This is a genomic window from Acutalibacter intestini (assembly GCF_034334985.1).
GTDB classification, from domain to species: domain Bacteria; phylum Bacillota; class Clostridia; order Oscillospirales; family Acutalibacteraceae; genus Acutalibacter; species Acutalibacter intestini.
On record NZ_JAWXXL010000015.1, the window covers coordinates 46,686 to 70,504 of the forward strand.

Below are 23,819 nucleotides of genomic sequence, written 5' to 3' on the forward strand. Positions count from 1 at the left end.
TATGGCGTAATATAGAGAAAAAATAAACGCCATTTTCTGGCGTAAATTGGGAGGGGCAAATATGTCCATATTCGACATTATGGCTGAAATCGAACAGCAGCAGTACCAAATCGAACTATCTTGTGCGGTATTGGCAGAGGCAGAGCGGTATTTTGAATCCAAAGAGGATTCCAAATTCCTCCCCCACTACGCGGAGCACATTCTCAAACTGCTCTATGTGGCTACTAACATTCTGCACAATACGAAACCAGAACTTGAAAAAGCGACGGATGCACTGATGGACAAGTTCAAGGAGGAATGTCATGGGAAAAATGATTGATTTGACGGGGCAACGGTTTGGACGGCTAACGGTCATAAGGAGGTCTGATAAAAAGGCAAAGTCAGGGTCTATGTGGATTTGCAAGTGCGATTGCGGGAATTTTGTAACTGTAACACAGAGCAACTTAAAAAGCGGAAACACAAAGAGCTGTGGATGCCAGACTAATACTCTAAGTAAAGCGACTAGATACAAGAACGGGAAAGTCAAAGATTTAACAGGGCAAAAGTTTGGTTTTCTTGAAGTGGTGCGAAAATCCTCAAAGAGGAGTGGAACTAATCCTATGTGGGAGTGCTTATGCACTTGTGGAAATCGTACAACTGTTATTCAAGAAAATCTACTAAATGGTCATACGCGGTCTTGTGGATGTATGCGCTTTGATATAGGCTCACATTCATTAACACATGGATTATCAGATACACGTTTATATCATGTGTGGCGAGGTATGATTGCTCGATGTGAATACCCATCCCATGACAGCTACCCCTTTTACGGTGGACTTGGTATATCTGTTTGTAAAGAGTGGAGAGATAGCTTTATATCGTTTTACAACTGGGCAATGGAAAATAGGTATGACCCAGAAGCACCATTCGGAAAGTGTACGATTGATCGAATTGATGTAAATGGCAACTATGAGCCAGCCAATTGCCGGTGGGTAGATATGAAAATTCAGGCAAGAAACAAAAGGAAACGGTAAATGAACAAGGACTTAGATATAAAAGATTTGTTATACCATATCAATCCTACTACTCTTACATATTCTGAATGGCTCTCTGTTGGAATGGCATTGAAACAAGAAGGCTATTCAGTACGAGATTGGGATGAATGGAGTAGCAAAGACGTCGCACGGTATCATGGTGACAGAGGCGAGTGCGAGAGAAAGTGGGAGACGTTCAGCGGCTCGGCCAATCCAGTCACCGGCGGGACCATCGTGCAGATGGCCCTTGACCGGGGCTGGAGGCCCCCGGCCCGGGAGGGCCGCGAGCTGGCGTGGGACGACGTCATCAGCGCGGATGATGACCTGGTAGTGGTAAATCAGGACTGGGTAGAGGCTCGCGAGGTGGAAGAACCTCAAGTCTGGGACGCAGTCAAAGAGTTGATTTCCTACCTGGAGGTCTTGTTCGACGCGGATGACTGCGTGGGCTACGTGACCAAGAGCTACGAAAAGGACGGCAAGCACATCCCCTCCAAAGGCTGCTACGACCGCACGGCGGGCAAGCTCATTCAAGAGTTGAGCCGGTGCAATGGCGATATAGGCCGGGTGCTGGGGGACTACTCCCCCGAGGCCGGGGCCTGGATACGCTTCAATCCCCTGGACGGTAAAGGGGTCAAGAACGAGAACGTGACCGACTTCCGCTATGCTCTAGTGGAAAGCGACAGTATACCGGTGGAAAAGCAGAACGCCATCATCAGAGAACTGGAACTCCCGGTGGCCGCGCTGGTACATTCGGGCGGCAAGAGTATTCACGCTATCGTCCGCGTTGAGGCGGGCAGCTATGAGGAATACCGCACACGGGTAGACTACCTCTATGAGGTCTGCAAAAAGAACGGCCTGGAGCCCGACCGGCAGAATCGCAACCCCTCCCGGCTTAGCCGGATGCCTGGGGTGATGCGCAAGGAGAATAAGCAGTTCCTGGTGGCTACCAATATAGGCAAGGCCAGCTGGAACGAGTGGAAAGAATGGGTCGAGAGCGTCAACGATGACCTCCCCGACCTGGAGGAGGAGCTCTCAGACAACCTGCCCGAACTGGCCCCAGAGCTCATCGGAGGCATACTCCGGCAGGGACACAAGATGCTGCTGGCAGGCCCTAGTAAGGCCGGCAAGAGCTACGCGCTGATTGAGCTGGCGGTGTGTATCGCCGAGGGCAGACCCTGGCTGGGGTTTCCCTGCGCCCAGGGAAAGGTGATGTACGTGAACCTGGAACTGGACCGGGCCTCGTGCCTGCACCGGTTCTGGGACGTGCGGCAGGCCATGAAAATGCCCTTCTCTCACAGCGTGGACATCTGGAACCTGAGAGGGCACTCCATCCCCATGGACAAGCTGGCCCCCAAGCTCATCCGCCGGGCCGCGAAGAAGAATTACATCGCCATCATCATCGACCCCATCTACAAGGTCATCACCGGCGACGAGAACAGCGCCGACCAGATGGCCAACTTCTGCAACCAGTTCGACAAGGTGTGCACCGAGCTGGGTACGGCGGTGATCTACTGCCACCATCACAGCAAGGGGGCCCAGGGGGGCAAGCGGTCGATGGACAGGGCCTCTGGCTCGGGAGTGTTCGCCCGGGACCCGGACGCGCTCTTAGACCTGATCGAGCTGGATCTGACTGAGGAACTGCTCAAGCAGGAGGAAAACAAGGCCGTGTGCGCTGTGTGCCTGGACTGGCTGGAACGCTATGGATTTGCCGACGAGGCAAGCCAGGACGACGCCTGCAGCGCGGCTGTTATGCTGGAGATATGCAGAAGCAAATTGCAACTCAACTCTCAGGCGCACCTAATGGAGGACATTTCAGCCGCCAGAAAGGCCGTACAGAGCCGCACCGCCTGGCGTATCGAAGGCACCCTGCGTGAGTTCCCTAAGTTCCCGCCCGTGAACCTTTGGTTCGATTACCCCATTCACCGGCAGGATATGGTGGGGGTGCTCAAGGATATTGCGCTGGAGGTGGAAGTGCAAAGCCGCAAGCGCTGGCCCAAAAAGGGCGGCGGTTCAAAAGAGAAGACCCCGAAGGAACGAATCGATCAGCTGGGGAGCGCTTTTGAGTGGTGCGACGAGGCTGGCAGCGGCGAGGTCAGCATTGCAAAGCTGATGGAGCACACCAATAAAAGTCGTGGAACAATCAAAGGCTGGGTTGATAAGCACCCGGATTTTGAGCGGGAGAACGGCATGGTGCGCCGGGTGTCAAAGGTGTCAGAAGTGTCAAATTGATACCCTTTGATATGGGTGTCAAAGTATCAAAAAATGTATTTTTGACACCCTTGGCAGGGGTATCAAAGTGTCAAAAAGTAGTAAATTGACACCCTATCAAAACAGGACAGGGGGGTGTCAAAAAAGGGGGTGTCAAAAGCCCCCTCTATAGAGGGGGGCTTTTGACACACACCCCATTTTGACAGCCACCCCATAGCGCAAGCGAGCAAGCGAGCAAGCAGAGGGGTGTCAATACCAAAAGGAGGACTGACAGTTGGAAACCCAATTTTTTCTGGCTATAAATCCGCCCACCGTGACCCATCAGGAAAAGCGGGCGGGAGTGCGAAACGGCAAGCCCTTTTTCTACGAGGCCCCGGAGCTGAAAGCCGCCCGCGCCAAGCTGACCGCTCACCTGAGCCGCCACCGGCCCAAAAAGCCATACCGGGGCGGGGTACGGCTGGTGGTGAAGTGGTGCTTCCCCAGGGGGCGGCACCGGGACGGGGAATACCGCGTCACAAAGCCCGATACCGATAACCTGCAGAAGCTGCTCAAGGACTGCATGACCGCCACGGGGTTTTGGACAGACGATGCGCTGGTGGCCTCTGAAATCGTGGAGAAGTTCTGGGCCGAGAGGCCGGGGATCTTCATCCGCGTGGAGGAATTGTGATGGAGCCCCACGAGATCAAGCGGCACCTGAACAAGACCGTGACCGCCCCGGACGGCGTCAGGTACAAGCTCACGGGGGCCACGATACGCTTGAACGAGAACACCGGGGCTTGAACGAGAACACCGGGGAGTATTGGTATCAGGCTGAATTGCAGGACTTGACCGCGCTGCGGTCGGTGCGCATATGCAAGCTGGAGGACATAAAAATTTCTAAGGAGTAAAAACATGAACATAAATGCAATCACCACGACCCAAAAGGCCCAGAAGGGCTTCTACCCCACGCCGCCGGAGCTGGCGGAGCGGCTGCTGGCGGGCATCGACTGGCACTATGTCGCAACGGTGCTGGAGCCCTCCGCAGGGAAGGGCGACCTGGTAAAGGCTGTCGCGCAAAAGGCCCATAGCCTCCGATACGGCGAAACGCTGAGCGTGGACTGCGTGGAAATCGACCCCTACCTGCGCTCCATTTTGGAGTATGAGTTTGGGGGCAGACGGGAGGAGGAGATTTGGGAGCGCCGTAAGCAGCTGAACGACAAAGAGAGTTGGAACGCCGTGACCCGCACGAAAGGGGAATTGACCCCTATGGAGGCGGCAGAAAAGCGGCGCTTGGAGCGGGAGTACGACTGGCTGCACAAGCTCAGCGCCCCGGTTGTCCATGACGATTTCCTCACCTTCCAGAGCCGCAAGCATTATGACCTCATTGTGATGAACCCACCCTTTGCCGACGGGGATGCCCACCTGCTCAAGGCCATAGAGCTGCAAAGGCGCTGGGGCGGGCAGATTCGGTGCTTATTAAACGCTGATACCCTGCTGAATCCCTGCACCAACCGGCGCAAGGTCCTGGAAAGCCAACTCGCAGAGTTGGGGGCAGAGATGGAGTACATAGAGGGTGGTTTCGCCAACGGGGAGCGGGCCACGGGCGTGACCGTGGCGCTTATCAAAATCGCTATTCCCCAGGTGAATGAGGACAGCGACATCTTCCAGCGGCTCAGCGAGGCCGCCCACCTGGACGAAGAATCCGCCCGGGATGTTACCGATATGGCAGTGACGGACTTCATGGAGCAGATCGTCAGCCGGTTCAACGTGGAGGTTGACGCGGGCCTGGAGCTCATCCGGGAGTACCGCAATATGAGACCGTATTTGCTGGACAGCTTCGACAAGGAGGACAAGTTCGGGTTCACCACCCTGACCCTCTGCGCCGGGGATCCATCCAAATCAGGCGGGCGCGGAAGCGTGCCCAGCGTCAATAAATTTTTGGGGCTGGTGCGCAAGAAGTATTGGTCGGCGCTGTTCAGCAACAAGGAGTTCGTGGGCAAGCTGACCTCGAACCTCCGGGAGAAGTACCGGGGGATGGTGGACGAGATGGTGAAATATGACTTCACCCTGTTCAACATCCAGAAAATCGCGGCCCAGATGAATGCCGAGATGGGCAGGGGTATACAGGACACCATCGTGGAGCTTTTTGACAAGATGACCGAGAAGCACACCTGGTATCCCGAGATGGAGAGGAATATCCACTACTACAACGGCTGGAAAACTAACAAAGCCCATAAGCTGGGCATGAAGGTAATTTTGCCGGTCTACGGTATGTTTTCCTCATGGTCGCGCAAGGCTTTCGAGCTTTACGAGGCAGAGAAGACCATCTCCGATATCGAGAAAGTCTTTGATTACCTGGACGGAAATATGACCGCTCATGTTAACCTTCATGGCGTCCTGCAAACCGCCTGCAACGAGGGCCAGACCCGGAACATTCCCTGCAAGTTCTTTGACGTGACCTTGTACAAAAAGGGCACTATGCACATCAAGTTCCGCAACCCGGAGCTGGTGGACCGTTTTAACATTTACTGCTGCAAGCATAAGGGATGGTTACCGCCAAGTTACGGTAAGGCCCGGTACAGCAACATGCAGGCCGGGGAGAAGGCCGTGGTAGATTCCTTCCACGGGGACGGTAAGGAGGGCTCCGGCGAGAAGGGCTATAACCTGGTGATGGCCCGGGCGGATTATTTCCTCAGCGAGCCGGTCAATGGGGTGCCGCTGCTGATGGCTGGGGCGTGAGGAGGATATGAGCATGGAAAACATCGAAAACATCAAAGACCCCCAGGGGCCCGACTACCCGGCCCTGGCGGCGGAGAAGATAGCCGCCGAGCTAAAGAGCTTCACCGGCGGCAGCAAGGAGAAAGCGATCTCCAAGTTCGCGGCTGAGACCCTGACCCATTTTTGCGAGGAATCCCCGCAGTTCGCCCAGGTGGTCTACAAGACCCGGCGCACGCTCTCTGATTGCTGTGCAGAGGTGATGAAGGGCACGGGCAATTATGTGTCGGACATCGACGTGTACCGGGGTATCGTGCGGTCCTACTTCCCCAACGCGGACGTGAAGTTCTTGATGAACATCGAAATCAACGGCGCGGCCCCCTCCGAGGAGGAGATGGCAAAGCTCCCCGAGAAACCAAAGTCCAAGCCTAGACCGGCCCCCCAAAAGCCGGCTGAAAAAGCGGCGGCGGCTGCGAAACGGCTCGGAGTGCTTTGACGAGAGCTATGTGTATACCCCGAATCTCAGGGGCGTGTTCGGGGAGAAGTATTACAACGTGAACCTACAGGCTGGGCTTGAGGGGCTGCGCCGCCCCATCTCTTTCCGGAGGCTGCTGGATAACTTGAAGAACGTGCCTCAGGCTGAGTACCTGATGAAAGCCGGCCTGCCGGTGCTGGCGGCGAGCAATCTGCCTGACACCAACGCAAAGACATTGCCGGAGCTGACGGGGCTGGGAAAGCACTTCCTCCCCGCCATGCGGGAGAGCCAGGCCAGCTTTTGGGAGATACAGGCGGTCGCGGCACAGAAGAACCCAAAGCCCGAGGACCTACGCCAGCTATGTGCTCTGCGCCTGAACAGGTGGTGTCTGGAGTTACTGGAAGAGATTGCCCGCTATAGCCCCTTGGGGCGTGCTCTGGGGTATGTACGGGCCCAGCGAGAGTTATTCCCCTCACAGGCAAAACGCCGTAAATTATCCTATTTCTTGGGGCTCTACCGGGACTACCTTCATATGGCCCAAGACCTGAAAAGCGACATGAGCCAGCGGGCTATCTTGGAGCCCCGAGACCTCAAGGAGCGCCACGACCTGCTGGCGGCGAGGGTCAATGAGGTAAAGTCCGAGCGCGAAAACGCCCGGATGCAGAAAATGATCGAAAAGGGCCTGTACTGGTGGGCTCATGCGTACGCCAACGAGGATTTTTGCGTGGTCTACCCTCAGAAACACAGCGATTTTGTCACCGAGGGTCAACGGCTGAATCACTGCGTGGGCAGCGCCGGGTACTACGAGCGGCATATGGAGGGCAAGCGGATGGTGTTCTTTATCCGCAGGGCCAGCGAGCCGGAGAAAGCATATTTCACCGCTGAGATCGACATGAACGCGGGGCGCATTTTGCAGCTATACGGCTTTGGGGACTGCTCCGCGCCCAGAGAGGTCAGGACATTTACAGAGGGTTTTGCCAGAGCTGTTCTGCGCTGGCAGGACCAGGAGCAGGAAAGGAGGGCCAGTTGATGGAGCGCGGCTGTATCAACTTCAGGTGCGTAAGGCGGCGGGGGTATTTTTGCTGCGCGGACTGCCGGGAGCGGGAGCTATGCCCGGTTCCCTGCCAGAACAGCCCGGAACGGTGCGGGCTGGCAAGGGAGAACGTGCCAAAGAACAAGGAGGTCAAGGAGTATGCCGGGAGCAGGAAAGATGGCAGAACTTAAACCGTGCCCCTTTTGCGGGGGAAAAGTTGAGTTAAAGACACAGCCTGACGGGCGCTGGAGCTGGTATTTCGTCAAATGCCCTAATTGTCTTGTGGGAACAGAGAAATATAATTCGCGAGAGGCAGCAGCGCGGGTTTGGAACCGCCGGGCGGAGCCGCCCAACCCGCCGTTGACGGTGGAGGAATTGAGGACACTTCCAGCAAGGGAATGGGTGTGGATAGAAAGCACAGAACCCTCCCCATACACGAACGGCTCCGCGTATTACTGCAAAATTGACGCCATCAGACCGGAGGTCATGTTTGAATGTGGTTACCCTGGATGGGGCACGGCTTTCAGGTATGAAGCCTATGGTAAGACCTGGCGGGCATATCGCCGCAGGCCGGAGGAGGAGATAACGTGAAACCCAATAACGCCTACCTGGCACGCCAGCAGGCCAAAGAAAAGATCCTGCAGCAGGCCACGGCCGAGACCTACCAGCAGTTCATGGCCGACACCCTCATGCTCACTCTCAACGACCCGGACATCATGGGCAAGGACACCTTCGGCTATGAGCGGCTAAAAAAGATAGCTGGCGGGTGGAGCCGGTACATAGACCGTTTTCACCCCGCGCTGACCGGTTCGCCCGAGGCCGATTACCTGCAAATAAAGCTGGACGAGAAGATTCGCCGGATTATGGGCAAGAGCGAGGACTTTTCGCCCTTTGATGAGCGGTACGAGTGGATTGCTAAGGTCAAATATGGGAGGTGACAGCATTGACCAAAGAGCTATTGGAGGATTACCCCCATATTTGCGGGGAGTTGCGGGACCTAGACCGACTGGTAACAGATACGGTGTCAGGCAGTACGCCTGAGCCGCCCTTCATTCAGCACACGGTATCTGTACGAGGCATCCCTTATACGGAACGCCGCACCCGGCTAGAAAAGCAGAAAGCTGAGATTGAGGCCTTTGTAGAAAGCCTGCCAGAGGCGGGGCTACGGCGAATTATGACCTATCGGGCTATGGAAGGTTTACCCTGGGCCCAGGTGGCTGCAAAAATGGGAGGGCGTTGGTCAGAAGAAGCCGTAAAGAAACGCTACCAAAGATTTTTTCAAAAAAATTGAAAATGTCCCCAATGTCCCGAATGTCCTGATATAATGAATAATAGGCAAGCTAGGTAAAACAACGAGCTTGGGATTGTCCAATGTTTATACTCCTATTCGGGAATCGCGCCTCCTTTGCGGGGGCGCGGTTTTCGTCTGATTACACAAGGGAGGAGGCGGCAGGATGGAAAACAAAATGCAGATAGAATACCTCTCGCCGGGGGCTCTCATTCCCAGCCCGCATAACGCCCGGATTCACCCACCCGAGCAGATACAAGCTATTGCGGACAACATCCGGGAGAACGGTTTCCTGCGGCCTGTGCTCATTGACGGGGAGAACGGTATCATTGGTGGGCACGGCGGCGTGGAGGCTGCAAAGTTGCTGGAACTGCCGGAAATACCCTGTGTGCGGGCGGACCACCTGACTGAGGCACAGGTGCGGGCCTATATGCTGGCAGACAACCGGCTGGCGGAGATGTCCTACTACGACATGGAGGCGGTCAGCAAAGAGCTGGAGGCCCTTTCGGAGATGGGCTTTGACCTGGCCCTGACTGGCTTTGACCTCACCGAGGTACAGGAGGAGGCCGAGCGCCTGGAGCGGGTCTTCCTGTTGATGCGGACGGGGAGATGGTAGCAAGGGAAAGGAGGCCCGCAAGGTGTGGCGAAGGGAAAGCTTACGGAAAAGCAGAAGCGCTTTGTGCAGGAATATCTTGTGGACCTTAACGCCACGGCGGCGGCCCAGCGGGCGGGGTACAAGGACCCGAACATCGGGCGGCAGCTCATAACGAAAAATAACGTTTCCGCCGCCATCCAAGAGGCGATAGAAAAGCGCCAGAACCGGGTGGAAATCACCCAGGACCGGGTGCTGCAGGAGCTAGCCTCTATCGCCTTTGCGAAGGGCACGGACTACGCCAGCATCATCTCCGGGATCGTCATGATGAACGACACCGGGGAACTGACCGAAGAGCAAAAGGCCGCTATTGTCTCTATCAAGCAGACCAAAGAGGGGGTAGAGGTGAAGCTGGCTGACAAGATGAAGGCCCTGGAACTGCTGGCCAGGCACCTGGGGCTCCTGCAGGCCCAGGAGAAGCAGGAGGACGGGATGCTGCCAAAACTGATAGAGGGGTTGAAGGGATGATCTACACGCTAAAGCAAAGAGAACTGCTGCGGCTCTGGCAGAAGGGCGGGCTCCGGCGGATGAACCTCTTGGAGGGCTCGGTGTCCTCGGGCAAGACCTGGGTTTCCCTGGTGCTGTGGGCCTTTTGGGTGGCCTCCATGCCGGAGGACAAGCCCTACCTCATGTGCGGCAAGTCCCTGACCACCCTAAAGCGCAACTGCCTGGTCCTCTTGGAAGAGCTGGTGGGCAAAAGCCATTTCAGCTTCTCCCTGGCGGCGAAGGAGGGGCGGCTTTTCGGGCGGCGGATGTACCTGGAGGGGGCCAACGACGCCAGAAGCGAGAGCAAGATTCGGGGCATGACCTTGCAGGGGGCCTACTGCGACGAGCTGACCCAGTTCCCGGAGGACTTCTTTACCATGCTCCTCTCCCGCCTGCGGCTGCCGGAGGCCAAGCTGATGGCCACCACCAACCCCGACAACCCCCTGCACTGGCTAAAGACCCGCTACATCAACCGGGCGGGAGAGCTGGACTTCTTGGACGCGGTCTTCTCCATAGAGGACAACACCACCCTGCCCGAAGACTACGTGGAAAACCTCAAAAAGGAGTACACGGGGGTATTCTATGAGCGGTTCATCCTGGGCAAATGGGTGGCGGCCCAGGGGGCGGTGTACGATATGCTGGACCAAAGGGCCAACGTCTACCGGCCGGAGGACCGCCCGGTGGATATGGCCTGGAACGCTACCCGTACCATCGCGGTGGACTACGGCACCAGCAACCCCACGGTCTTTTTGGACGTGTACGACGATGGGCGGACCATCCGCTTTGACCGGGAATACCGCTGGGACAGCCAAGAGCAATACCGCCAGAAAACCGGCGGGGAGTACGCGGAGGATTTGGTGGCCTTTATGGGAGAATCCCCCTGCGCGGTGCTGGTGGACCCAGCGGCGGCCAGTTTTATTGTGGAGCTGCAGAGCCGGGGGGTGTATGTGATTCCGGCGGATAATGAGGTGCTGGACGGCATCCGAAAGGTGTCTACGCTGCTAAAGAACCGGGTGCTGCTGATCTGCTCGGACTGTGCGGGGCTTCTCACGGAGATGGCCGCGTACCGCTGGGACGAGAAGGCCGGGGCCCGGGGGGAGGAAAAGCCCCTAAAGCAGCAGGACCACGGCCCGGACGCGGTGCGGTACTATGTGAACTCTCTGCCGGACTGGCGGTTTCAGTAAGGAGGCGTGGCTATGGAAAAGGTCCGGGTAAAGGTAAAGCAGGGCGTCCCCACGGCGGACGCCTTTTCTAATCCCCTGTTCCGGCTGGGGTATGGGTCCCAGTCTCCCCTAGAGGCCACCCAGTACCCCCTCACCCGGATGACGGGCAACTACCAGCTGCTCAGCTCCCTATATAGGGGCAACTGGATTGTGGGCCACCTGACGGAGATTGTGCCGGACGATATGACCCGGGAGTGGTTCCAGGCCACGGGGGCCACGCCCAAAGCCCTGGAAGAGCTGGACCAGGTGCAGCGGGCGGTGCGGCTGCGGGAGAAGGTGAGCGAGGGCCTTAAGTGGGGGCGGCTGTACGGGGGCGCGGTGGGGCTCATTCTGCTGCGGGGGCAGGAGGGGGTCCTGGACCAGCCCTTGGACCTGGAAAGCGTGCTGCCCGGGGCCTTTGCGGGGCTGTACGTGCTGGACCGCTGGAGCGGCGTAGAGCCCGAGGCGGGCCTGGTGGGAGACATGAGCGACCCGGACTTTGGCCTGCCGGAGTACTACAGCATTCAGGGGCCGGAGGGGGGCCTGGCGGCCCGGGTGCACCACTCCCGAGTGGTGCGCTTTACCGGGCGGGAGCTGCCCCTTTTGGAGCGCCAGGCGGAGCTCTACTGGGGCGGGTCGGAGATCGAGGCCATCTACCAGGACGTGGTGAAGCACGACAACGTGGCCCACAATATGGCGGCCCTGACCTTTCGGGCCAACGTGGACGTGATGGAGGTGCAGAACCTGGACCAGCTGTTCTCCCTCTCGGCGGTGGAGCAGCAGCGGCGGTTCTGGAACACCATGCAGGCCCAAAGCGTGATGAAGTCCAACTTCGGCACCCAGCTGGTGAACAAGGGCGACCAGGTGAAGAACACCCAGTACGCCTTTACCGGGCTGCAGGAGGTGTACGATAGCATGTGCCAGGACCTTTCGGGGGCTTCCCGCATCCCCATGACAAAGCTCTTTGGCCGGTCCCCGGCGGGGATGAACGCCACGGGGGAGAGCGACCTGCAAAACTACTACGATTTCATCGACACCCTGCGGGAGAGCAAGTTGCGCCCTGTGCTGGAAAAGCTGCTGCCTGTCATGGCCATGTCCACCTGGGGAGCCGTGCCAAAGGGGCTGGGGGTCAGCTTCCCGCCCCTGTGGACGCCTACGGCGGCGGAGCTGGCGGACATCGCTCTAAAGAAGGCCCAGGCGGTGCGGGAGAGCTTCCAGGCGGGGCTGCTGCGGGCGGACACCGCCCAGCGGGAGCTAAAGAAGCTGGCGGTGGAGACGGGGATGTTCGACAGCATTACCGATGAGGAGATCGCCGCCAATGAGGGGAAGACCTTCCAGGACCTCACCGCCCTGCGGGACCCGCTGATGGGGCTGGGGGGCGGCGGGGAGGAATCCGATGAAGAGGAGGCGTAGGCCCCATGCCAAGCCTTGCGCGCGCCCCCAGGCGGGAGGAGCTGGAGCGGCTTATCCGGCTGTTTTTGCAGGCGGAGACAGATATCGTCAACGAGATTGGGCGGCTGCGGTCTCTTGGGCTGGCGGACTACCATGCGGCTGCTGCCCTGGACCGGGTACAGCGCATCCTCCGGCAGCTGGAGAGCGATTGCTGGCAGTACGTGCCCAAAATGGTAGAGCGGGAGTTTTACCTACATAAGCCGGAGGCCAGAAAAAAACCAGAGCCGGCGGAAAAGCACCGGGCCGCTTACCAGAACGCTGCCGCGCTGACCGCAGAGCAGGCGGACATCGCCCAGCGGCTGGTGGTGAACCTGATGGGGGAGCTCACAGAGGCTACGAGAACGGTGGGCTCTATTTTAGAGGCGCAGTTTTTGGGGCGGCTGGAAGGGGATCTGTTCCGGCGGATTGGCTTGGCCCAGGCGGCGGCGATGGAGGCGGCGGGGCGAGGGCCCTACCGGCAGCTGAACCGTTTTGTCGGGGAACTGGCCCAAAATGGTGTTACGGCCTTTGTGGACAAGGCGGGGCGGCGCTGGAGCCTGCACAGCTACGGGGCTATGGCCCTGCGCACCACCAGCCGCCAGGCGGAGGTACTCTCCCTCTTGACTGAGGACCCGGAGCAAGACCTGTATCAAATCAGCAGTCACGGGACCGTCTGCGCCCTGTGCGCCCCCTACGAGGGCCGGGTGTACAGCCGCAGCGGCAAAGACCCGGACTTTCCGCCACTGGCGGACGCCTTTGGGCGTATCGACCCCAAGGGCGGGGACGGCCTGAGCAACACTTACCTAAACATTCACCCCTGCTGCCTGCACGTGCTGCTGCCCTGGACCCCCTACGGACTGAGCCCGGAGGAGCTGCAAAAGATCAAGGACTTTTCCAGCCCGGAAAAGAACCCGTATACCGTCGACCCCCGTACCCAGGCCCAGCGGGAGGCCTACCGCAAAAAGGAGGCGGGGCGGCGCAGGTGGCTGGCGGACTACCGGCAGTGGGAGCGCTACCGGGCGCTGCTGGGAGAGGGGTGCCCCAAGACCTTTCAGACCTTCCAGAAGCATAAGCTGGCGGGGGACGAGAAGTATAAGCTGTGGCGGCTGGACTACCGGCGGAGGAATGAGCTTTTGCTCCACCCAGAGCGGGCTCTTCCCGGGGCAGCCCAGGCCCAGGTGGCTGAGGCGAAGTTTACCAGGTACTTTTTTAACCCGGAGAGCAAAGATGGATTTCCTAAGGGGGTGGCGTTTAACTCTCGTTTGGGGTATAATATAGACAACTGGGAGAAAATGCAGACGGAAATCCTTAATGCGGCCAGAAAATATCCAGCAACCTTTAAGTCAGAAATCCCCTACGGGAAAAAATATGAGCAAATGGTTGTGCTGCAAGGGGTGAAGCAGAAACCCGCAAACGTGCTGCTTGCCTGGTTAGTTCACCCCGATGGGACCGCGCATTTTGTTACAGCACATATGGAGGAGTTGAAACGAGATGTATGAAGAGTTTGAATGCGTCCTTTTGAAGGACGGTCGCTATGCCACGTTGGACAACATAGACGGCCCGGGGTGGTATAGCGCTACTGTAGGAGACGGGCCCAGAGATTGGAAAGTAATTACGGTACGGGATAAAGACATTGAGCGCCGGCTTTCAGAAGAGGAAAGAAAAAAGTGGTTTCAAAAGGGCTATAAGCAATTAAGAGAGTGCGGAATTATGTAGACGAGGAGCAATTTAAAAAGCAGCTGCCAGCGGGCGGCTGCTTTTCTTTTGCCCAAAGGAGGGGGTCTGTTTGCTTGCGTATTACGGGCACAGGATCAGCCCGAACCAGATAGAGACCAGCGAGGGGTATCTGGTCTGCCGCAACGTGCCCATCGCCCGCACCGGGGAGCAGCTTTACCTGGCAGGGGAGCTGGGGCTTGCGGGGGACCCGGACCGGCTGGTGCGGGTGTACAGGCCGCCGGAGGAGGTGTTCGCCCCCCAGGCCGTGGCCTCCTTCGAGGGCAAGCCGGTAACGGACGGGCATCCGCCAGAGGAGGTGGGGCCGGAGAACTATGGGGCCTACGCCCGGGGGCACCTGCAAAACGTCCGCCGGGAGGGGGCGCTGCTGGTGGCGGACCTGTACATCACCGACCCCGCGCTGGCCAGCGACATCCGCCACAAGGTGAAGCGGGAGATTTCCTGCGGCTACACCTGTACCTACCAGGCGGAAGGGGAGGGCTTTTGGCAGAGGGACATCCGAGGCAATCACGCGGCGGTGGTGCCAAAGGGCCGCGCCGGACGCGAGGTAGCGATAAAAGACGCCGCCCAGGAGGCGGAGAAAGGAACGCTTATGAGCAAATTTGTGAAGAACATCCTGACGGTATTCGGCAGGGCGGCCAAGGACGCGGCCCCGGAGGAGCTGGGAGAGCTGGTAGACACCGCCGCCACCGCCCTAGAGGCGGAGCCCCCGGCCCCATCCCCCGGGGAGAGGGAGGAGGCTAAGACCCTGGACGCCCTGGGGGAAAAGCTGGACCAGCTGCTGGAGCTGCTAAAGGCCAAGGACCAGCAGCCGGAGCTCCCTGCCGAAGAGGAGCCCCAGGGGCTGGCGGCCCTGGACCAGCTGGCGGGAGAGCTAGAAGAGAAGGACGGGGAAGAGCCCCAGGAGGAAGCGGAGGACCAGCCCCCCTGCAGCCCGGAGACCCGGGACGCGGCCCTGCGCATCATCAAGCGGCTGCGCCCGGCTGTGGCGGCCCTCTCGGACCAGGAGGAGCGGGAGAGGGTGGCAAACGCCCTTATCGGGGCCGTAGGGGAGCCGGACGCCATGACCGGCGTCCTCCACGCCGCCAGAGACAGCGCCCGGGCCCGGGCCGGGGAGAAACCCAGCTTTGAGGAGACCTGCGCCCGGCAGGAGGCGGCCTACGCCGCCCGCAACCCTCACATCAGCCAGAAGGAGGACAAGTAATATGGGACTTCATCCACAGAACATCGGCAAAACCATGACCCACGGCTTCGCCGGGTGCTACGCCCGCCAGCCGGACATGATCGTCAACACCCGCCCCGCCGGGGGCGGCGCGGCCTTTCCGTTCGGCACGGCCCTGGGGTATGACGCCCAGGGGGCGGTGGTCCCTATGGGGGCTGGCTCTACGGCGGAGCAGTTTGTGGGCGTGGCGGGGTTTGAGATCAAAAGCAGCTTGAGCTACCTAGACCAGTCCCGGGGCGAGTACAGCCCGGGGGACGCGGTGAGCGTGTTCCAGCGGGGGGGCATTAACGTGGTCTGCCAAAAAGGGACCCCCGCCCTGGGCAAGCCCGTATATCTGCGGGTAGCCCAGAACGCCGCCGCGCCCAGCGCCGCCCTTGGGGGCTTTGAGGCCGAGGCGGACGGCGAAAACACCGTACAGCTTGCCAACTGCCAGTGGGCGGGCCCGGCGGACCCCAACGGGGTGGCGGAGCTGCGCATTCTGTCCATGATTAACGCGTAAGGAGGGAGAACTATGCCAATCAAAAATATGGGCACTACCAACGCCGGGGTCTTTTCCCCGGCTTTTTCCAGCACGCCGGGGGCGGCGGGGGTTCCCACCCTGGACCAGGCCGCTGTGGCCTCTGGCCAGGCTTTTCTTGTCTCCGAGCTGGAGAAGCGGGACAACCTGCTGCGCCAGCCCCTGACCAGCTTTACCTACCCCCGGGACATCGTGATTCAGACCGGCGGGGGCTGGGTAGACTACGTCTCCGCCATGAGCGTGGCCTACGGCATCACCGGCGGGTCGGGGGGCGGCCTGGTGGGCAGCGCCGGGGCCAACGGCCTGCCCATCGTACAGGCCAGCTTGGACAAGGGCCTGTACAAGGCCCACGTGTTCGCGGCGGCCCTGCGGGTGATGTTCCTGGATATGCAGCGCTCGGCCCAGCTGGGGCGCTCTTTGGACCAGCTGCTGCAAAACGGCATCCGCCTGGCCTATGACAAGCACGTAGACCAGCACGTCTACCTGGGCCTGGAGGAGTACGGTACCACAGGCATCCTCAACTGCCCCGACGCCACCGAGACCACCGTGCCCGCCAGCGGGGCCTCCGGCTCCACCAAGTGGAAGGACAAGACCCCCCGGCAGATTTTGGAGGACGTAAACCAGGCGATCCTGGCGGTGTGGGAGGCTGGCGAACACGACGAGAGCGCCATGCCCAACCACATTCTGTTGCCCTATGAGCAGTACACCTACCTCTTGAACACGATGGTCACGGACCTGGCCACAGAGACCATCCTGGACTACCTGCAAAAGAACAACGTAGCCGCCAAGAACGGCAAGAACCTGTTCATTGGGGCCACCCGCTGGTGCAAGGGGGCCGGTACCGGCGGCAGCGACCGCATGGCGGTGTACATCAACGACGCCAGGTTCCTAAAAATGGACGAGCTGGTGCCCATGAGCCGGATCATGAGCGGCCCTAACGCCGCCAACGCCTGCTATGACACCGCCTACATGGCCAACATCACCGAGCCCCAGGTGTTCTACCCCCAGTGTATGGCCTACTTTGACGGGATATAGGAGGGAATGCAATGTTTATCACAGCTAACAGAAATATCGTCCTGCCCAGTGCGGACGGGACCCGGCGCTTTAAGGTAGAGCGGGTCTTTGTGGGCAATATCCCGGACTGGGCCGCGAAGACGGCCTACTTCGCGGCTCTGGTGAAGGACGGCAAGATCATCGCGCCCAAGTCCAAAAAAGACAAGGACCTGGAGGGCGCGAAAAAGCCAAAATCCCCCGCGAAACCGGGAGACCTCAAAGAAACTGAGGCAAAAGAAGGGCCAAAGGAAGAGGCCGGGGTCCCGCCCCCGGAGGAAGAGCCTCCCGCCCCGGAGGAGCCCTAGCCATGCCGGGGAGGGGACAGCAGTTCGCCGGGGTGCGGGAGACTGCCGCCAACCTGGGCAGAGAGCCGGGGGAGTACACGCCGGAGATGTTCCTGGAGGATTTCCCCCAGTTTTACGGGGCGGGGCAGGGGTCTTGGGTGCCCTACCACATTCTGGAGGACTTTGCCCGGCAGGCGGGGGCGGTGATTCAGCGGGATAAGTGGCTCACCGGCTGGCGGTACGCGGCGGGGCTGTACGTGGCCCACAACGCCACCCTGTACCTGCGGGCCTACGCCCCCTCCACCGAGAGCCAGGCCCAGGCGGCGTCCACGGGGGCGCTGGTGGGGGTGGTGAAGTCCGCCTCCCTGGGGGATGGGGCTGTCACCTACGACACCGGGGCGCTGACCCAGGCCACGGAGGGCTGGGGAGACCTAAACGCCACCCAGTACGGCCAGCTGCTGGCCACCCGGGCCCGGCTGGCGGGGATGGGAGGAGCGTATGTACTATGAACTTTGAGGATTGGTACACAGACCGCATGGACGTCTACCGTGCGGTGGACGTAAGAGAGGGCTCCCTGACCCGAAAAGAGCGGCGGCGGGTGCTGGTGGGCGTGCCCTGCCGGGTCTACCGGCCTGGGGCCCCGGCTCCCGGCATGAGCCAGACGGCGGCAAGCCTTGTGGGAGAGAGCAAGCTGGCCTGCGCCCTTGGGGTAGACCTGCGGGCGGGGGACGAGCTGCTCATCACCCGGGGCGGGGGGCTTGGCCAAAAGGGCCCGGCCCTGCGGTTCTTCGCCGGGCGGCCGGAGAAGTACTACGAGCCCTTCGGCGCGGTGACGCCGGGGCTTGCCCACCAGGAGGCAGCCTTGCGGGAGGAGGAGAGAATCAAATGACCCTGGAGGAGCGGGCAAAAGAGCTAAAGGCCAAGCAGAAAGCCATCGACAAGGCCCTTCGCCAGGCGGCCCGGGAGGCCACCATCCGGGCCATCGACGCGGCGGCGGAGCGCACGCCCCCCAGCGGGGGCCTGGCCGGCACCCACACCCGCACGGGAGAGCTACAGCAGCACTGGGCAAAGGACAGCCGCAAAAGGCCCAAAAAGCAGGGGGAAGAGTACATCACTCTTTTGGCCAACAGCAAAGAGTATGCCTCCTATGTGAACAACGGCCACGATATGGACCGGCACTTTGTGCCCGGGCTCTATGTGAACCCCTCCTCCGGCCTGCTGGAATACGACCCGGAGAGGAGAAAAGAGGTGGGCCTTATGGTGGGCACAAGGACCCAGTATGTGTCCGGCCTGTACATGACGGACGCGGCCAAGGACGCCTACGAGGAGGCCCTAAGCGGCCTGCCCCAGCGCCTAAAGGAGCTGATAGAATGACCTTTACCCTAACAGAGCTGGCCAAGTCCCTGGCGGACTACCTGGCCCCCTACTTTCCCCAGACGGCCTTTTATGAGGACCCGTCCCAGCAGGGCGGCGCTTTTCCCTGCGCGTTTTTGCAGCAGCGCTCCGGGGGCGTCCAGGGGCGGCTCAACGGCTGCCGCCAGCGGCGGGTCAGGCTGGACCTGGTGTACCTGGAGGACTACAACCTGCCGGACCTGCACCGGCGGTATCTCTCCGCCGCCGAAAGGCTGGACGGGCTGATGGACAAAATCCCCTACATTAGCGGCGGAGAGACCGCCCTGCTGCACACCTATGAGCGGGAGTGGAGCGTTGACGCGGACGCCCTGCACTACAAGTTCGAGCTGCGCCCCCGGGACGTGGCGGCTGGCGGGGGAACGCCCATGATGAAAATGAACATGGAGGAGCGGATAAAGGATGGAGAAGGAAAAGGCGAAAAGCCGGACTGAGCCCAAGCGGTACACCCGGGAGGCCCTGCTGGAGAGCAAGGCCTTCTCCCAGTACCAGAGGGACTTTTTAGCGGCGCTGCTCACAGAGGAGAGCTACACCCTGGAGGAAGCGCGAGGCATTGTGGACGGGTTCTTCGGGCCCGAGAAGAAAGGAGCGTGACAGTATGGCAGGAGGCACTTGGGAGACGCAGAACAAGCCCCTTCCCGGGGTATACCTGCGCTTTCGCACAAAGGCGGGGCTGGGCCTTTCCGTGGGCCAGCGGGGCGCCGTTACCATCTGTAAGGCCATGAGCTGGGGCCCCGTAGGGGTGATGGAGGAGGTGGAGCCCTCCACCGACCCCACCCCCTTCTGCGGGTACGGGGCGGGCCGCCCGGAGGCCAGGTTTATCCGGGAGATCTTCAAGGGCAGCAGCCGCACCCCCGCCCCCAGAAAGCTGCTCTTATACCGGCCCCCCGCCGCCGGGTCCGCCCCGGCCAGCGCCAAACTGGCCGGGCTGACCGTCACCGCCCGGTATCCGGGGGAGCGGGGCAACGACATCACCATCGCCATTGCGGAGAGCCCGGACCAGGAGGGCCTCTGCACGGTGACCACCCTGGTGGACGGAGAACTACAGGACCGCCAGCAGGGCAGGACCCCGGAGGACCTAAAGGAGAACGGCTGGGTGAGGTTTACAGGAACCGGGGCCCTGGCCTCCACCACGGGGACCCAGCTCACTGGGGGGCTGAACGGGGAGATAGCGGCCTCCGCCTACGCCGGGTACTTGACCCAGGTGGAGAAGAGCGGGGCCAGCGTGATGATCTACGACGGAGAGGACCCGGTGGTGAAGTCCGCCATGCGGGCCTTTGTGGTCCGTATGGCCCAGGAGGCCGGCCGGTACTGCCAGCTGGTGGCCAGCGGCATGGAACAGCCGGACAGCCAGTTTGTCATTAACGTGGCCAGCGGGGTGGTCCTGGAGGACGGAACCCGGCTGACTCCCGCCGAGACCTGCTGGTGGGTGGGCGGGGCCCAGGCCGGGGCCTCCTTTCACCAGGCCCTCACCTACGCCAGCTACCCCGGGGCCCTGGCGGCGGAAACCCCCGAAACGGTGAAGCTGGACCAGGGGGCCCGGGGGCGGTTCATCCTCTTCAACGAGGACGGGGCGGTAAAGGTGCTGCAGGACGTAAACAGCCTGGTGAGCTTTACCCCAAATAACGGCCGGGCCTTCTGCAAAAACCGCACCATGCGGCTGTGCGCGGCCATAGCCAGCGACGTATACGCCCAGTTTTCCCAGCACTACCTGGGAGTGGTGGACAACGACGCTCAGGGCCGCAAGCTGTTCCAGGGGGCGGTGGTCAGCTATATGCTGTCTCTGGAGCGCCAGCACGGGGTAAAGGACTTCCAGCCCGAGGACGCGCAGGTGCTGGCGGGGGAGGAAAGCGACGCCATTGTGGTGCTGCTGGGCTTTACGCCGGTGGACTCGGTGGAGAAAATCTATGTGGCCGTGGAAGTGGCTTAAGGAGGGAAGGACATGGCATATTTGCTGGCGAAGGACACGGTAAACGGCGCGGAGGGCTCCGTTGTCATCACCGTGGACGGAAAAAACCAGGTGATCGCCGGGATGAAGAAGATACAGACCACCGCCGGGCTGCAGAGCCAGGACATGCGCTGCGTGGGCACCCGCAAGATACAGCAGAAGCCCAGCGGCGTAAAGCAGACCGGCAAGGGGACCCTGTACTATGGGTCCAACGTGTTTACGGATATGGTGCTGGAGTACATCAACACCGGCAAGGTGAGGTACTTCGACATCCAGATCACCAACAACGACCCCACCACCTCCATCGGCCAGCAGGTGGTGGCCTACTACGGCTGCGCCCTGACCGGGGATATCCCCATCTCCATCCTGGACGACGAGGAGGCCATGCTGAACTATGAGTTCGAGTTCAGCTACACGGACGTGAAGAGGCTGGAGGCTTTTCGGGAACCGGACCAGCTGGGAAATTAACGAGAGGGAGGAATCAGCATGAACGCGTTAGCGGCATTTTTAAAGCCCACGGTAAGCAACCTGGAGAAGGAGGTGGTGGTCTCTCAGCGCTTTGTGGACGAGGCGGGCAGGCCCGTGCCCTTTAGGATTAAGGCCCTGACCCAGGAGGAGAACGAGGCCCTCTTGAAAAAGGCCAAGCGCCAGAAGAAGGTGAACGGCCAGATACAGGAGACCCACGACAACGTGGCCTACTCCCGCAGCCTGGTGCTGGCGGCCACCCTCTCGCCGGACTTCTCCAACCGGGAGCTGTGCGAGGCCTACGGGGTGGTGGACCCCAGCCTGCTGCCGGGGAAGATGCTCTTTACCGGCGAGTACGCCGCGCTGGTGCAGGCCATTCAAGAGCTCTCGGGCTTTCAGGATGAGGACCTGGAGGGCGAGGCAAAAAACTGCTAGAGGGCGACCCGGAGACCCTGGTCGCCTACTATTGCTTTGTAAATTTTGGCTGGCCGCCCTCCCAGTATCTGGAGCTGCCCCTGCGGGAGCGGGTGCTGGTGGCGGAGATGGTCTCTAAGGAGATTCGCTCCCGGCCAAAAAGTTAAGGAAGGAGGGGGAGAGCCGTGGCCGCTATTCGGGAGACCTTGACCCTGGAGGACAAGTTTTCTAAGACGTTTCTCAGCTTTATCACCCTGGCGGAGCGTTCCAGCCAAGGGGTGCGGGGGATGGAGCAGGCCAACCTCTCTGCCCAAGAGAGCGCCGCCGGGTACGCCCAGACCACCCAGGCGGCCGGGGAAGCCCTGGGCCAGCAGGCGGTCCACGCGGACCGGGCCAAGGAGGGCACCCGGGCCCTGGACCAGGCGGCCCGCTCCGGCGGACAGGCCCTAAAGGGGCTGGGAAATGAGGCGGCCCGGCAGGGGCGGCAGGCGGGGGCGGCGGCGCAGAAGTCCCAGCGCCACGCCAGGGCCATGAAGGAGGCCTCCCGGGCGGCGGACCAGCTCTCGGGCAAGCTGCGGTCTCTGGTGGGGGCCTACCTGGGCCTGCGGGGGCTAAAGGGAGTACTGGAGCTCTCCGACACCCTCTCCCAGACCGACGCCAGGCTGAACATGATGAACGACGGCCTGCAGACCACCGCCCAGCTGAACGACATGATCTACCGCTCGGCCCAGCGGGCCCGGGGCTCTTACCTGGCCACCGCCGACCTGGTGGGGAAGCTGGGCAACCTGGCCGGGGAGGCCTTTGGCTCCACCCGGGAGATTGTGGCCTTTGCCGAGCAGATCAACAAGCAGATCGCCCTCTCCGGGGCCTCGGCGGCGGGGGCCCAGGGGGCCCTTTTGCAGCTGACCCAGGCCCTCTCCTCCGGCGTGCTGCGAGGGGAGGAGCTCAACTCCATCCTGGAGCAGACCCCCACTATCGCCAAGACCATCGCGGACTACCTAGGCCTCTCCACGGGAGAGATGCGGGAGCTGGCCTCAGAGGGAGCCATTACCGCCCAGGTGGTGAAGGACGCCATGTTCGCGGCGGCGGAGGAGACCGACCGGAAGTTCGCCCAAATGCCCATGACCTGGAGCCAAATTTGGACCCAGTTCCAGAATATGGCCATACAGGCGTTCCGGCCGGTGACGGACAGCATATTGCCGGCTTTGGACCGGTTGAACCAAAAGCTCAACAGCCCCGTAGGTCTAAAATTTATGGCGGGCATTGCGCAGGTCGCTTCTGTGGTGGGCGCTTCTATTGGGTATGTGATCGACGCAATGGGGATGCTGATAGGGTTTATCGGAAATAATTTTGCAACGGTGATGTCAGTAGCGGGGGTTTTGCTGGGCATTTACGCGGCAAAAATGCTTTTGGCCGCCGTCGCGACACTGATGGCGCATTGGCCCCTTTTGCTGCTGGTTGCCGTTATCGCGGTGGTAATTACGGCTCTTGTGGCGTGTGGAGCTACAGCGGAGGACATTTTCGGCGCTATTGGAGAGGCGGCGGCTTGGCTATACGTTTTGGTCTATAATTTGGTCGCGGATGTTTGGAATATTATAGCGGCATTTGCTGAGTTTTTTGCCAATGTCTTTGATGACCCGGTGGGAGCTGTGGCCCGTCTGTTTTTCTCGGTGTTCGACTCCATCATGGGGATCGTGGAAAATGTGGCGGGAGCCATTGACGCGCTGCTCCATACGAATATGGCGGGCGCTGTCGCGGGATTCCGCTCCAGTATGCAGTCTTGGGTAGACAGCACCTTTGGGGAGAATAAGATTAAGGTGGCGCGGATGGAGCATATCTCTTATAGCGATACAATGGCACAATGGGGCCAGGCAGGCCGGGAATTTGGCAAGGGCCTGGAGGACTTTAATTTAGATCAATTTGGCAGCGGACTTACCGGCGGAGGAAACGAATTTTCAAACATCTACCAAGCCGCGAACCTGGGCGGCCTGGGCGGTACTGTAGGGGACATCGGCGACTCCGTAGGCGGGGGGCTGGGGTCCGACGTGGCGGACATCAAGAAAGAGGTGAGCCTGGCCCAGGAGGACCTGAAATCCCTGGTGGATATGGCCGCCCGGCGGTATGTGAACAACGTAAACCTGACGGTGCAGAGCCCGGTTATCCAGGTGGCCGGGCAGAACACCGGTGACACAGAGCTGGACCGGCAGGCCCTGGCCAACGCCATGCGGGACATTATCGTGGAGCAGGCGGCCTCGGCCTCTCTGCGGAGCACGGCCCAGGTGAGATAAGG

Annotated in this window: 30 protein-coding genes; all 30 read left to right on the forward strand. The window is 60.5% G+C overall.

Annotated elements, in window-relative coordinates; all coding sequences use genetic code 11:
• Nucleotides 1-61: 61 nt before the first annotated feature.
• Nucleotides 62-319 (forward strand): hypothetical protein, encoded by a 258-nt coding sequence (locus tag U8U68_RS12030; protein WP_322201088.1) that lies wholly within the window; start codon nucleotides 62-64, stop codon nucleotides 317-319.
• Entirely contained in the window at nucleotides 303-1,013 is a 711-nt protein-coding gene (locus tag U8U68_RS12035) for a hypothetical protein (RefSeq protein ID WP_322201090.1), read from the forward strand. The genes U8U68_RS12030 and U8U68_RS12035 overlap by 17 nt, the downstream gene beginning before the upstream one ends.
• Nucleotides 1,014-3,242 carry an AAA family ATPase gene (locus U8U68_RS12040; RefSeq protein WP_322201092.1) on the forward strand — a complete coding sequence of 743 codons (2,229 nt, stop codon included), beginning with the start codon at nucleotides 1,014-1,016 and terminating at the stop codon, nucleotides 3,240-3,242.
• A gap of 253 nt (nucleotides 3,243-3,495) precedes the next feature.
• Nucleotides 3,496-3,888: a RusA family crossover junction endodeoxyribonuclease gene (locus U8U68_RS12045; RefSeq protein WP_322201094.1), complete on the forward strand. Its 393-nt coding sequence runs from the start codon at nucleotides 3,496-3,498 to the stop codon at nucleotides 3,886-3,888.
• A gap of 224 nt (nucleotides 3,889-4,112) precedes the next feature.
• The gene (locus tag U8U68_RS12050) at nucleotides 4,113-5,939 is read left to right on the forward strand and encodes a DUF4942 domain-containing protein (RefSeq protein ID WP_322201096.1); all 1,827 of its coding nucleotides are present in this window, start codon (nucleotides 4,113-4,115) and stop codon (nucleotides 5,937-5,939) included.
• 13 nt (nucleotides 5,940-5,952) lie between these two features.
• A complete protein-coding gene (locus tag U8U68_RS12055; protein ID WP_322201098.1) occupies nucleotides 5,953-6,411 on the forward strand; it encodes a Cas9 inhibitor AcrIIA9 family protein in 459 nt (152 codons plus the stop codon).
• Nucleotides 6,412-6,421: 10 nt separating this feature from the next.
• The gene (locus U8U68_RS12060) at nucleotides 6,422-7,420 is read left to right on the forward strand and encodes a PcfJ domain-containing protein (RefSeq protein WP_322201100.1); all 999 of its coding nucleotides are present in this window, start codon (nucleotides 6,422-6,424) and stop codon (nucleotides 7,418-7,420) included.
• Nucleotides 7,420-7,614 (forward strand): hypothetical protein, encoded by a 195-nt coding sequence (locus tag U8U68_RS12065; protein ID WP_322201102.1) that lies wholly within the window; start codon nucleotides 7,420-7,422, stop codon nucleotides 7,612-7,614. Before U8U68_RS12060 ends, U8U68_RS12065 begins: the two co-directional genes overlap by 1 nt.
• Entirely contained in the window at nucleotides 7,601-8,014 is a 414-nt protein-coding gene (locus U8U68_RS12070; RefSeq protein WP_322201104.1) for a Lar family restriction alleviation protein, read from the forward strand. The genes U8U68_RS12065 and U8U68_RS12070 overlap by 14 nt, the downstream gene beginning before the upstream one ends.
• Nucleotides 8,011-8,361, forward strand: a complete 351-nt coding sequence (locus U8U68_RS12075) for a hypothetical protein (protein WP_322201106.1) — start codon at nucleotides 8,011-8,013, stop codon at nucleotides 8,359-8,361. Before U8U68_RS12070 ends, U8U68_RS12075 begins: the two co-directional genes overlap by 4 nt.
• 5 nt (nucleotides 8,362-8,366) lie before the next feature.
• Complete coding sequence (locus U8U68_RS12080) at nucleotides 8,367-8,714, forward strand: RNA polymerase sigma factor sigma-70 region 4 domain-containing protein (protein WP_322201108.1); 348 nt, start codon at nucleotides 8,367-8,369, stop codon at nucleotides 8,712-8,714.
• 163 nt (nucleotides 8,715-8,877) lie between these two features.
• Complete coding sequence (locus U8U68_RS12085; protein WP_322201110.1) at nucleotides 8,878-9,327, forward strand: ParB/Srx family N-terminal domain-containing protein; 450 nt, start codon at nucleotides 8,878-8,880, stop codon at nucleotides 9,325-9,327.
• 24 nt (nucleotides 9,328-9,351) lie between these two features.
• The gene (locus tag U8U68_RS12090) at nucleotides 9,352-9,831 is read left to right on the forward strand and encodes a terminase small subunit (protein WP_322201112.1); all 480 of its coding nucleotides are present in this window, start codon (nucleotides 9,352-9,354) and stop codon (nucleotides 9,829-9,831) included.
• Nucleotides 9,828-11,033, forward strand: coding sequence for a PBSX family phage terminase large subunit (locus tag U8U68_RS12095; RefSeq protein ID WP_322201114.1), 1,206 nt, complete (start codon nucleotides 9,828-9,830; stop codon nucleotides 11,031-11,033). Before U8U68_RS12090 ends, U8U68_RS12095 begins: the two co-directional genes overlap by 4 nt.
• Nucleotides 11,034-11,045: 12 nt before the next feature.
• Nucleotides 11,046-12,464, forward strand: a complete 1,419-nt coding sequence (locus U8U68_RS12100) for a phage portal protein (RefSeq protein WP_322201116.1) — start codon at nucleotides 11,046-11,048, stop codon at nucleotides 12,462-12,464.
• A 5-nt stretch (nucleotides 12,465-12,469) separates the two neighbouring features.
• Nucleotides 12,470-13,981: a phage minor capsid protein gene (locus tag U8U68_RS12105; RefSeq protein WP_322201118.1), complete on the forward strand. Its 1,512-nt coding sequence runs from the start codon at nucleotides 12,470-12,472 to the stop codon at nucleotides 13,979-13,981.
• The gene (locus U8U68_RS12110; protein WP_322201120.1) at nucleotides 13,974-14,198 is read left to right on the forward strand and encodes a hypothetical protein; all 225 of its coding nucleotides are present in this window, start codon (nucleotides 13,974-13,976) and stop codon (nucleotides 14,196-14,198) included. The genes U8U68_RS12105 and U8U68_RS12110 overlap by 8 nt, the downstream gene beginning before the upstream one ends.
• Before the next feature lie 70 nt (nucleotides 14,199-14,268).
• Nucleotides 14,269-15,420, forward strand: coding sequence for a DUF2213 domain-containing protein (locus U8U68_RS12115; protein ID WP_322201122.1), 1,152 nt, complete (start codon nucleotides 14,269-14,271; stop codon nucleotides 15,418-15,420).
• Between the two features lies 1 nt (nucleotide 15,421).
• Entirely contained in the window at nucleotides 15,422-15,937 is a 516-nt protein-coding gene (locus U8U68_RS12120) for a structural cement protein Gp24 (RefSeq protein ID WP_322201124.1), read from the forward strand.
• A gap of 12 nt (nucleotides 15,938-15,949) precedes the next feature.
• Nucleotides 15,950-16,990: a DUF2184 domain-containing protein gene (locus U8U68_RS12125; protein ID WP_322201126.1), complete on the forward strand. Its 1,041-nt coding sequence runs from the start codon at nucleotides 15,950-15,952 to the stop codon at nucleotides 16,988-16,990.
• An 11-nt stretch (nucleotides 16,991-17,001) separates the two neighbouring features.
• On the forward strand, nucleotides 17,002-17,313 hold the full coding sequence (locus tag U8U68_RS12130; protein ID WP_322201128.1) for a hypothetical protein: 312 nt from the start codon (nucleotides 17,002-17,004) through the stop codon (nucleotides 17,311-17,313).
• Nucleotides 17,314-17,315: 2 nt separating this feature from the next.
• On the forward strand, nucleotides 17,316-17,801 hold the full coding sequence (locus tag U8U68_RS12135) for a DUF4054 domain-containing protein (RefSeq protein WP_322201130.1): 486 nt from the start codon (nucleotides 17,316-17,318) through the stop codon (nucleotides 17,799-17,801).
• Nucleotides 17,798-18,181 (forward strand): hypothetical protein, encoded by a 384-nt coding sequence (locus U8U68_RS12140; RefSeq protein WP_322201132.1) that lies wholly within the window; start codon nucleotides 17,798-17,800, stop codon nucleotides 18,179-18,181. The genes U8U68_RS12135 and U8U68_RS12140 overlap by 4 nt, the downstream gene beginning before the upstream one ends.
• Nucleotides 18,178-18,666: an HK97 gp10 family phage protein gene (locus U8U68_RS12145; protein ID WP_322201134.1), complete on the forward strand. Its 489-nt coding sequence runs from the start codon at nucleotides 18,178-18,180 to the stop codon at nucleotides 18,664-18,666. Before U8U68_RS12140 ends, U8U68_RS12145 begins: the two co-directional genes overlap by 4 nt.
• Nucleotides 18,663-19,136 carry a phage tail terminator family protein gene (locus U8U68_RS12150; protein WP_322201136.1) on the forward strand — a complete coding sequence of 158 codons (474 nt, stop codon included), beginning with the start codon at nucleotides 18,663-18,665 and terminating at the stop codon, nucleotides 19,134-19,136. The genes U8U68_RS12145 and U8U68_RS12150 overlap by 4 nt, the downstream gene beginning before the upstream one ends.
• Nucleotides 19,105-19,296: a hypothetical protein gene (locus U8U68_RS12155; protein ID WP_322201139.1), complete on the forward strand. Its 192-nt coding sequence runs from the start codon at nucleotides 19,105-19,107 to the stop codon at nucleotides 19,294-19,296. Before U8U68_RS12150 ends, U8U68_RS12155 begins: the two co-directional genes overlap by 32 nt.
• A gap of 4 nt (nucleotides 19,297-19,300) precedes the next feature.
• Entirely contained in the window at nucleotides 19,301-20,632 is a 1,332-nt protein-coding gene (locus U8U68_RS12160) for a phage tail sheath C-terminal domain-containing protein (RefSeq protein ID WP_322201141.1), read from the forward strand.
• Between the two features lie 12 nt (nucleotides 20,633-20,644).
• Complete coding sequence (locus U8U68_RS12165; RefSeq protein WP_322201142.1) at nucleotides 20,645-21,118, forward strand: phage tail tube protein; 474 nt, start codon at nucleotides 20,645-20,647, stop codon at nucleotides 21,116-21,118.
• An 18-nt stretch (nucleotides 21,119-21,136) separates the two neighbouring features.
• Nucleotides 21,137-21,550 (forward strand): phage tail assembly chaperone, encoded by a 414-nt coding sequence (locus U8U68_RS12170; RefSeq protein WP_322201144.1) that lies wholly within the window; start codon nucleotides 21,137-21,139, stop codon nucleotides 21,548-21,550.
• Between the two features lie 164 nt (nucleotides 21,551-21,714).
• Nucleotides 21,715-23,817 (forward strand): tape measure protein, encoded by a 2,103-nt coding sequence (locus U8U68_RS12175; protein ID WP_322201146.1) that lies wholly within the window; start codon nucleotides 21,715-21,717, stop codon nucleotides 23,815-23,817.
• The last annotated feature ends 2 nt before the right edge of the window (nucleotides 23,818-23,819 follow it).